This is a genomic window from Variovorax ginsengisoli, from assembly GCF_030486595.1.
GTDB lineage: Bacteria > Pseudomonadota > Gammaproteobacteria > Burkholderiales > Burkholderiaceae_C > Variovorax > Variovorax ginsengisoli_B.
Map to the genome: position 1 here is coordinate 91,391 of NZ_JAUJZH010000029.1, position 9,091 is coordinate 100,481.

Here is a 9,091-nt window from a genome sequence, read left to right on the forward strand (position 1 = left end):
CTTGCATATACAATCGAAATTGGGAAAGGAAGGCGCGATGGAAGTCGATCAGGTCGTGGCGCGTTGGGAAGCAGACGAAACACGGGTCCGCGCGCGGTTCAGTGCACCCGGGGCTGAGGCCAAAGGGCAGGTCTTTGGTCGCTCGGGCATGGAAATGTTCGAGGCGATCTTTGCTGGGGATCTGCCACCTCCACCGATTGGTGACACGCTCGACTTCGTGCCGATCTACATGGAGCCGGGTGCTGCAGTCTTCCAGGGACGGCCACAGCGCCGGCACTACAACCCCTTGGGAACCGTGCACGGGGGCTGGTTCGCAACCCTGCTCGACTCAGCCTTGGGTTGCGCGGTGCATTCGACGTTGCCCGCCGGCAAGGGCTTCACCACATTGGAACTGAAAGTGAACATGGTGCGACCTCTGAATGACCAAGTCCCCCTTGTCCGCGCCGAAGGCAAGGTGATCCACGCCGGGCGTCAGGTCGCAACGGCCGAGGGCCGCATCGTCGGTCCGGACGGCAAGCTGTATGCGCACGCGACCACGACGTGCTTGATTTTCGACCACTCTGCAACCGTCTCCGGAGAATCCCATGGCCAAGCATGAATTCGTTCTTTGCTTTCCAGTGCGCACAGCGATTGGCACCTATGGCGGTACGCTGAGGGACACACCGGCGCCTGACTTGGGCGCTGCCGTGATCCGCGAGACGCTGCGACGCTCGGGCCTGACCGCCGACATCATCGATACGGCCGTCATGGGGAACGTGATTCAGGCCGGCACAAAAATGAACCCGGCGCGGCAAGCCGCCATCCGCGGTGGCCTGCCCGTGCAGGTACCCGCCCTGACGGTGAACCGAGTGTGTGGCTCGGGTGCTCAGGCGATCGCAAGTGCCGCGCTCGAGATTGCGGCGGGGTACGCTCAGGTGGCGATTGCCGGTGGCATGGAGAACATGGACCAGGCGCCCTATCTGGCGCCTGGCGGGCGTTGGGGCAACCGTATGGGTGACGCGTTGATGCTCGACAGCCTGCTTCGGGATGGCCTCAACGATGCGTTCAGTGGCCAGCACTCGGGCTGGCATACCGAAGATTTGGTCAGCCAATACGGCATCACACGCGAGGACCAAGATCGCTGGGCCGCGCGCTCGCAACAGCGCTTCAGTGCCGCGCAGGCCGCGGGCAAGTTCGTCGAGGAAATCGTTCCAATCGAACTCGTCAGTCGCAAAGGTTCGGTGAGCTTTGCAAGGGACGAAGCCAATCGGCCTGACACGACGCTTGAAACGCTGTCCAAACTCAAGCCGGCATTTCGCAAGGACGGCACCATCACTGCGGGCAATGCACCCGAGCTCAACAGCGGCGCGGCAGCGGTGATCGTCGCGGAGCGTAGCTTCGCGGAACGACATGGGCTTCAGCCTTGGGCTCGGCTGGTTTCCCATGGCGTCGCGGCCGTCGAACCAGGCATGTTCGGCATCGGACCGGTGCCGGCGGTCAAGCTGGCCGTTGAACGTGCCAATTGGAAACACACGGACATTGATCGAATCGAGATCAACGAGGCGTTTGCCGCGATCGCGCTGGCCTGCCTGCGGCAACTCGAACTCCCCGAAGACATCGTCAACGTCGAGGGGCGGCTCGATCGCCCACGGCCATGCCATCGGAGCCACGGGCGCTGTGCTGACCGCGCGCATGCTGCATTCGATGCGGCGCGACGGATTCAAACGGGGCATTGTGACGCTTTGCATTGGCGGTGGACAGAGCATCGCGCTCGCGCTCGAGGCGCTCTGAAGAGGCAGACAGCAATGCATCCCCTTCACCTGCATGCCCCCGTAGCCGGCCAACCTCGTTGTTCCACGGCATGAAGTGACCGCACCGATTGCGCGCGACCAGAGAAGTTTGACAACACTATCCCGATTCACTCAACGGAGCACGGCATGAAATACACACCCTTTGGCAAGACCGGACTGCGGGTTTCGCAGGTGGCACTCGGTACCGGCAACTTTGGTACGGGCTGGGGCCATGGAGCTGCTCCTGACGCCAGCAAGGCCATCTTCAACGCCTATGCCGAGGCTGGCGGCAACTTCATCGACTCGGCAGATGTCTACCAATTCGGTCAATCCGAGGAACTGCTCGGCACCTTGCTGGAAGGGCGGCGCGAAGATTTCGTACTCGCCACCAAGTTCACCAACGGCGCTGTGCCCAACGCCAATCGACTGGTCACCGGCAACAGCCGCAAGGCCATGGTCTCATCTGTGGAGGCAAGCCTGAAGCGGCTCAAGACCGATCGGATCGACATTTACTGGGCACATCACCCCGATGGAATCACGCCCATCGAAGAAATCATCCGTGGCTTCGAGGACTTGGCACGCGCGGGCAAGATTCTTTATGGGGGACTTTCGAACTTCTCCGCCTGGCGACTGGCTCGCGCGGTCACTATGGCCGAACTCACCCATGCCGTCCCCATTGCGGCTGCACAGTTCGAGCACAGCCTGGTCCATCGCGAGCCCGAGGCCGATCTGTTTGCCGCATCACACGCTCTGGGGCTCGGCGTTGTGACTTGGTCGCCCCAGGGTGGCGGCATGCTCACCGGAAAGTACAGGCAGGGCGAGACGGGACGTGCCGAAGGCCTCGGTGGCAAAGTATTCCGGCCGGAGAATTCGGCGCAGCGCACGCAAGTACTCGATACCCTCCTCGCCATCGCCGGCGAGGTCGGCGCCAGCGCAGGGCAGGTTGCCATTGCATGGGCGGGCACACACGGTGCGGTTCCGATCATCGGACCACGCTCCTTGACCCATCTCACAGAGAACCTCGGCGCTTTGACACTGGAGCTCTCTGCCGAACAGATCAGCCGCTTGGACACCGCGAGCAGCCTGGTGCCGTCGGCGCCAGCAAGGACGCCCGTTCCTTGGGCAGTCGGCGTTCCAGCTCGCGTTGTGGCCTGAGCTGCGAACCCAGTTTTTGGCGGGCGAGGGGACGATGACCACTCGACGTCGTCCAGGCGCAGATGTGTTTACTGACCCGCCTCGATCGTCAGGTGGAGGACATCCACAACGAGAGTCTTGGCAATTGATTCCCGCGCCAGCGCGAACTCGTGCAACCCCTTGCGGGACCTGTGGATCGAGGTCAAACGTTGCCGCAATCGCGCGAAGATCAAACGGCTGGACGCGGGTCTACGTCTTACTCTCGGCGTGAGCAGGGGATCTGTTGGACCTCGCCGGCCTCTGCCGGCAGCCACACGTCGTACTTCTTTCACGCTGCGGGGTGTACGAGTCCGTGCGCTATTGCTGGAATAACTTGGTCGAAACGCTTCATAATCAGCGCTATGGCAGAGACGTAAGCGCCAAAAGCAGGCATAGGAGACCGACCACAGCGACCAAACCATGTGCCCGGTAATAATCTGTCATCTGATCTCCAGGAATGAAGAAAAGTCCGTGGCAGCCCCCGACAATCACAGACTCGTCCATGGGCGTCACCTCGATCATTTCGGCTGAGTCGTCATTCATGCGTTCAACCGATAGCTGGGAGTGTGTTCATCCGCTTCCGGTTCGGTCGCGCGCAGGTCGGTGACGGACATGTCATTGCGGCTCGAGCTTCACGGCCTTCGCGATGCGCCGGAACTTGTCGATTTCGGCCTGGTAGAACGCGGCGGACTGCGCCGGCGTCATCGGCTCCACGGGCAATGCGGCCGAGTCCTTGAGAAAGCCCTGGAAATCGCTGCTGCCGGTGATTTCCGCCAGGTTCTTGTGCAGCGCGGCGACGACCGGCTCGGGCGCGGACGCGGGCACGAAGACGGCAGCCCACGCGCTGTAGACGAAATTCTTCAGGTATTTGCCTTCGCTCAGCGTCGGCAACTGAGGTAGATAGGGATTGCGCTTGGTGTTCGCGACACCGATCGCATTTATCTTGCCGGTACGGATGAGTTCCAGCACGTTGGGCGCCAGCGGCACGAAGGCCAGATCGATCTCACGACTCAGCAGCGCTTGGATCACGGGTGCCGCGCCCTTGTAAGGAACATCCATGACGCGTGCGTTCGTCGATGCACTGAAATCCGCCCCCACCAGGTAGGGTGCCGAGCCATACCCCCAGCTCCCGATGGTGAGTTCCTTCTGGTCGCTCCTGCGAGCCCGCTCGATGAGGGCGTCGACACTGGGGAACGCATGGTTGGCGCTCGTGACCAGCGTAAAGTCGGTCGGCAAAATGGTGGCAAGCAGGCGGTACTGCTCGGGCTTGTACTTTACCTGTGCCAAGGCAAGCGGTGACAGGATCATGTCGTTCCCCGTCGTCACGAGCAGCGTTTGTCCGTCGGGCGTAGCGTGCAGCACATTGTTTGCTGCGATCGAGCCGCCGGCACCGGGCAGGTTCTCGATGATGACCGGCTTTCCGAGTGCGGCCTGCAGAGGCAACTGGATCTTGCGCGCCGCCACATCGGCAGGCCCGCCGGCCGGGTAGGCAACGCGCATCACGAGGGGTCGGGATGACGAGGGAAGCTGCGCATGAACGAGTGTGACGAATGGCAGCGCTGCGGCCGCAACGATGCAGGCGGCCAGGTAGCGCCGGCGAGATGTGCAAACGAGCTTCATGGTTGTCCTTTGTGGTGTTCTCAAGAAGGCGGAGCGAGCGACGTCGCTACGACTGGGCCGGAAGCACCCGGCCATGGTTGATGCCGAAGCCGATGCGCCGGAAGCCTTGGCGGTCGCACCAGCCGCGGAAGATGACCGAATCTCCATCCTCCAGAAAGCTGCGGCTTTCGCCATTGCTCAATTGGACCGGCATCTGGCCGGCCAGCGCCAGTTCCATCAACGCGCCGGCCTCCGCCCGGCTCGGGCCCGAGATCGTGCCGCTACCCGGCAGGTCACCGGCCTGCAGGTTGCAGCCGCCCGCCGTGTGATTTTCAATCATCTGACCCATCGACCAGTAGTGGTGCGCAAACGTCGTGTGCGACAGGGTCTGGGGCGGCAGTTTGCCGGAGCGCATTCGATCAGTCTCGATCAGGACTTCCAATCTGATGTCCAGCGCGCCAGCCGCCCGATTCCCGTCATCTTCCAGATAGGGCAGCGGCTGAGGATCCGAAGGAGGACGCGTCCAGGGTTGTCGATAGGGGGCAAGCGCATCCAGGGTGACGATCCAGGGAGACACTGTAGTGGCGAAGTTCTTGGCATGGAAGGGCCCGAGCGGCGTCATCTCCCACGCCTGGATGTCGCGTGCCGACCAGTCGTTGAGCAGGCAGATGCCAAAGGCGTGGTCTTCCGCGGAAGACAGCGGGATCCGTTCGCCGGGTGCATTGCCGACCCCGATATACAAACCGAGTTCGAGCTCGTAGTCGAGTCGCTGGCACGGCCCGTACTCCGGAGGGGCTCCACCGCCCCGGAGTGCTTGCCCACGCGGACGCCGGAAGGTCTGGCCTGCGACACCGATCGAGGAAACACGACCGTGGTATGCGGTGGGCACCCACTGGAAGTTTCTGGGAAGATCTCCCTTGGGTTCGAGCAGGGCGCTGATGGCGCGGGTGTGGTGAATGGAGGTATAGAAGTCCGTGTAGTCGCCGACGCGTCGATGTCGTTCGCGCCGTCTTGCCGGAGCATTCGGAAGAGCGCGTGGCGCAGCGCGCGCCACGCGGCCGGTCCCATCGCCAAGAAGTCGTTGAGTGCCGGGGCCGCACATGCCTTTGCCGCCTGCAGTGAGATGCCATCGAGGCCGTCCGGGTCCGCTGCTTGGCTCAGCGTCGCCAAATTCAGCACTTGGTCGCCGATAGCGACGCCCCCCGCGCAAGGGCTCATCGCTGCCCGATCGCCGGAAGGCGCCAAAGGGCAGATTCTGAATCGGAAAGTCGGTGTCGTCCGAATTCGCGCTCAGTATCCAGCTTGTGGCCGAGGCGTCGTGGGTAAGGTCTATTTCGCGCATGGCTCGCCTCACCCTCAGTCGAACGCACCGCTGAGACTGCGGCGGCTGCGCAGTACCCCTTGCGTGCGAAGCGCCTCGATGCGTTCCTCCGTGAGCCCGAGTTCGCCCAGGACCACACTGTTGCTCTCTCCTTGGAAGTAGGGCACGCCAGGTGCCGGCAACTCGGAGCTTCCAAAGCGCCAGGGCGGGCCAGGCATGCGCACCGTGCCGCCGTCGCGATCGTCCACTTTGACGATCGCTCCCCAGTCCTTGGCCCACTCCGATTCAGCCAGATCCTGCGTGCTGCGCACGATGCCGATCGCAAGGCCTGCCTCGCTCACTTGCGCCTGCAGCAGATCCAGATCGGTGAAAGTCAGGATCCACGCCTTGACCTCGGCCATCAGGCTCTCAAGGTTTGCCTTGCGCAGGGTCGCTGATGCGAATCGCGGGTCCGTGAAGAGATCGGTCCGACGCATCATCGAGCAGTACTTGAGAAACATCGGTGAAGCCACTGGGCTCGAAGCGATGGTCAGCTTTCGCCCATCTGGCAGCTCGAACAGGGGCGACTCATTTGCGCTCAATGCGTAGGGCTCGTCCTTGACATCCAGACCTGTCAACAGGGCGCCGGCGCGTTCGTTGACGGAGAGCATCGTGGCGGCCATGCACACATCCACGTACTGGCCTTCACCGGTGCGCTCGCGATGCCGAAGGGCGGCCAGCACGGCGATGACGCCTTGCAGTCCGGTGTACACGTCAGCATGGCTGCAGGCATCATTGCGCGGTTCGACCATCGCGCCTTCGTAATGTTTCTGCAGAATGTCTGTGAGTCCGGTCTCGGCGTGGACTGTCGGTGCGAATGCCGGTCGATTGCGCCAAGGTCCCGTCTGCCCGTACCCGCTGATCGAAACGTAGACGATTTTTGGATTGATTTTCACCACGTCGTCGTAGGCAAAGCCGAAGCGTGCCAGCGTCCCCGGGCGAAAGTTCTCGACGATGACGTCGGCACTACGGCACATGTCCCCGACGATTTCGCGCGCCTCAGGCCAATTGAGGTCCAGGCTGATGTTGCGCTTGCCGGCGTTCTGCTGCGCGTAGTACATCGACATCGTTCCGACATGCGGTACACCTGCGCGGCCCAGATCACCGGCGGGTGGCTCGATCTTGGTCACTTCGGCGCCCAAGTCGCGCAGCGTCTTAGTGCAACTCGGTCCGGACAGCACGCGCGTGAAGTCGACCACGCGCAGGCCTTCGAGTGGGGCGGCGCTCATCTCAGTTCCCCTCGAAGACTGCGGAGCCCGGCCCTGTCGCGGCGAAGGCATCCAGGCCCCTCTTCTGGTCGCGGCTGTTCCACATCACCGTGTTGGCTTCCTCCTGTCGTGCATCGCCTGCTGCGATACCCCCGCGTGCCGCCAGATTCGCCACCGTCTTGATGCTGCGGAACGCCACCGTGGCACCCGCTGCCAGTTGTCGTGCCCACGAGAGCGACGCGGCAGCCAGCTCGGCCTCCGCCGCGACGAGATTGATCACGCCCCAACGTTCCAGCGAACGCGCATCGTGGCGGCGCGCGAACATCGCCATCTCTTTGGCGCGAGCCACGCCGGCGCGTTGCACCACACGCTGAACGCCGCCGAGCAGTGGCAACAGGCCGAGTGAGGCTTCCGCCATTCCGAAGGTCGCGGTGTCCGCTGCAACGATCATGTCGCACATCAACGCCAGTTCGAAGCCACCGCCAAGCGCGGCGCCATGGACCGCTGCGACGGTAGGCACAGGCACGTCTTCCAACAAGGCCCAGAGGCGAGCGAGCTCGCTCTGACTCCAGCGTTCAACAGGAAGCAGGTTGAGGTCGGCACCCGCGCAGAAGTGGCGCATTGAACTGCGCAGCAGGATGGCGCGACAGCCTTCGCCGACGGCTTGTTCGTACGCAGCCGCAAGCGCCTGCAGCATCGCGTTGTCAATCAGGTTGTGGGGTGGCTTCGCCAGGGTGACGATGCCGACGGCGCCATCCTTTTCATATGCAACTGGGCTCATGCTTTCTCCTTGTATGGAAGCAATGCTAACGATGTTAACAGATTCTTGTTATCGGTGTTAACACCTAGCTCTGAAGAAGGCACCGAAAGATATCGCTTGTAAGATCGATCACGTTGAAAACCGTATCGCCATGTCCATCAAGCTGCCCAGAACACCCCCACGAGCGACTCCCCGCGTTGGCTCCAAAACGCCCCGTGCGCTGCCCCCGCAACTCAGCGAGCCCGCCTACGAGCGCGGCGGCCTGCGCAACGCGCTCGTCGAGGAGGGGCGCAAGATGTTCGAGGAAAACGGTGCGAGCGAACTGAGCCTGCGCGCGCTGGCGCGACGACTCGGAGTGTCTGAAGCAGCGCCATCGCGCCACTTCAAGGGAAAGGAAGAATTGCTGGCTGCCATCGCGTCCAGCGGATTCAAGGAGTTGGCTGAGCAACGCGTGAAGATCTCGGCAATGAATCTTGACGCGCTGGCCAAGGCCCGTGAAATGATGCTGAGCTACGTGCGCTACGCGGAGTTGCACGCCGGCTTGTTCGATCTGATGACGGGGCCGCGACTACTACAAGAGTTTGTCCGAGGTGATGTCGAGGCAGTGAGCAATGTGTCGTACTCCTACTTTTCAGATTCGATCTTCGAATTGGCGCTCGAGAGCGGCTGGGCCAAGGGCCAATTGCAATATCTTTCGCACGCAGCTTGGTCTACGGAACACGGTGTTGCGGCGCTCATACTGGCGGGCCGCACTCCGAGAACGGACAGCGGTCTTGACAAGCAGCAGATGATCGAACTCTCGATCGATCTCTTTCTATCCGCTGTGGTCGCAGGGCCCAAGCGGTTGAAGGGACCTCCGGTGTCGCACGTGGGTAAGCGCGGTCTCAAGGCCCTTTGACGTCGACTCGTTGACGAAGTTGAATCGCCCCGGTTTTCGTGGAGGCCGGTTGGTTTAAGTCAGGCCACCACCGCAGTGGCTTGACTGGCGAGTTGCCGATAGTAGTTTGCCTCAGCTTCTGCAGGCGGGATGTAGCCGATGGGCTCGAGCAGTCGGTGGTGGTTGAACCATGACACCCATTCCAGCGTGGCCAGTTCCACGGATTCCTTGGTTGGCGGATTCAACCGGTCGTCGCAACACCGGGTTGTCGAACGGATTTTAGATACTCGTTCAAGGTCTCAGCCGGTGTCTTCCAGCCCAGTGTTTTGCGCGGCCTGTTGTTCA

At 62.3% G+C, this 9,091-nt stretch carries 6 protein-coding genes and 3 pseudogenes; 4 read left to right on the plus strand and 5 right to left on the minus strand.

The features are described 5' to 3' along the window. Window positions 1-37: 37 nt before the first annotated feature. The 3 genes and pseudogenes from QZH52_RS30480 (at window position 38) to QZH52_RS30490 (ending at window position 2,924) form a co-directional block, all read left to right on the plus strand. Window positions 38-598 carry a PaaI family thioesterase gene (locus QZH52_RS30480; protein ID WP_301814719.1) on the plus strand — a complete coding sequence of 187 codons (561 nt, stop codon included), beginning with the start codon at window positions 38-40 and terminating at the stop codon, window positions 596-598. Continuing rightward, window positions 585-1,770: pseudogene (locus QZH52_RS30485) on the plus strand (thiolase family protein). The gene QZH52_RS30480 and the pseudogene QZH52_RS30485 overlap by 14 nt, the downstream one beginning before the upstream one ends. A 146-nt stretch (window positions 1,771-1,916) precedes the next feature. Further along, window positions 1,917-2,924 (plus strand): aldo/keto reductase, encoded by a 1,008-nt coding sequence (locus QZH52_RS30490; RefSeq protein WP_301814720.1) that lies wholly within the window; start codon window positions 1,917-1,919, stop codon window positions 2,922-2,924. 633 nt (window positions 2,925-3,557) lie between these two features. Here QZH52_RS30490 and QZH52_RS30495 read toward each other — a convergent pair. The 4 genes and pseudogenes from QZH52_RS30495 to QZH52_RS30510 all read right to left on the minus strand — a co-directional run bounded on the left by QZH52_RS30495 (window position 3,558) and on the right by QZH52_RS30510 (window position 7,890). After that, complete coding sequence (locus QZH52_RS30495; protein ID WP_301814721.1) at window positions 3,558-4,562, minus strand: tripartite tricarboxylate transporter substrate binding protein; 1,005 nt, start codon at window positions 4,560-4,562, stop codon at window positions 3,558-3,560. Window positions 4,563-4,608: 46 nt separating this feature from the next. Next, window positions 4,609-5,883: pseudogene (gene fahA, locus QZH52_RS30500) on the minus strand (fumarylacetoacetase). A 14-nt stretch (window positions 5,884-5,897) separates the two neighbouring features. Then, window positions 5,898-7,130: a CaiB/BaiF CoA transferase family protein gene (locus QZH52_RS30505; protein ID WP_301814722.1), complete on the minus strand. Its 1,233-nt coding sequence runs from the start codon at window positions 7,128-7,130 to the stop codon at window positions 5,898-5,900. Window position 7,131: 1 nt separating this feature from the next. Next, a complete protein-coding gene (locus tag QZH52_RS30510; protein WP_301814723.1) occupies window positions 7,132-7,890 on the minus strand; it encodes an enoyl-CoA hydratase/isomerase family protein in 759 nt (252 codons plus the stop codon). A 130-nt stretch (window positions 7,891-8,020) separates the two neighbouring features. Between QZH52_RS30510 and QZH52_RS30515 the strand changes: the two genes are divergently transcribed. Beyond that, the gene (locus QZH52_RS30515) at window positions 8,021-8,767 is read left to right on the plus strand and encodes a TetR/AcrR family transcriptional regulator (RefSeq protein ID WP_301814724.1); all 747 of its coding nucleotides are present in this window, start codon (window positions 8,021-8,023) and stop codon (window positions 8,765-8,767) included. Window positions 8,768-8,826: 59 nt separating this feature from the next. Here the strand turns inward: QZH52_RS30515 and QZH52_RS30520 are convergent. Further along, a pseudogene (locus QZH52_RS30520) lies at window positions 8,827-8,979 on the minus strand (IS3 family transposase); the annotation flags it as partial. Window positions 8,980-9,091: the final 112 nt, after the last annotated feature.

Coding starts and splice junctions, on each gene's coding strand:
- QZH52_RS30495 (WP_301814721.1), bottom strand. CDS start 4,562: ATGAAGCTCGTTTGCACATCTCGCCGGCGCTACCTGGCCGCCTGCATC.
- QZH52_RS30490 (WP_301814720.1), top strand. CDS start 1,917: ATGAAATACACACCCTTTGGCAAGACCGGACTGCGGGTTTCGCAGGTG.
- QZH52_RS30480 (WP_301814719.1), top strand. CDS start 38: ATGGAAGTCGATCAGGTCGTGGCGCGTTGGGAAGCAGACGAAACACGG.
- QZH52_RS30510 (WP_301814723.1), bottom strand. CDS start 7,890: ATGAGCCCAGTTGCATATGAAAAGGATGGCGCCGTCGGCATCGTCACC.
- QZH52_RS30515 (WP_301814724.1), top strand. CDS start 8,021: ATGTCCATCAAGCTGCCCAGAACACCCCCACGAGCGACTCCCCGCGTT.
- QZH52_RS30505 (WP_301814722.1), bottom strand. CDS start 7,130: ATGAGCGCCGCCCCACTCGAAGGCCTGCGCGTGGTCGACTTCACGCGC.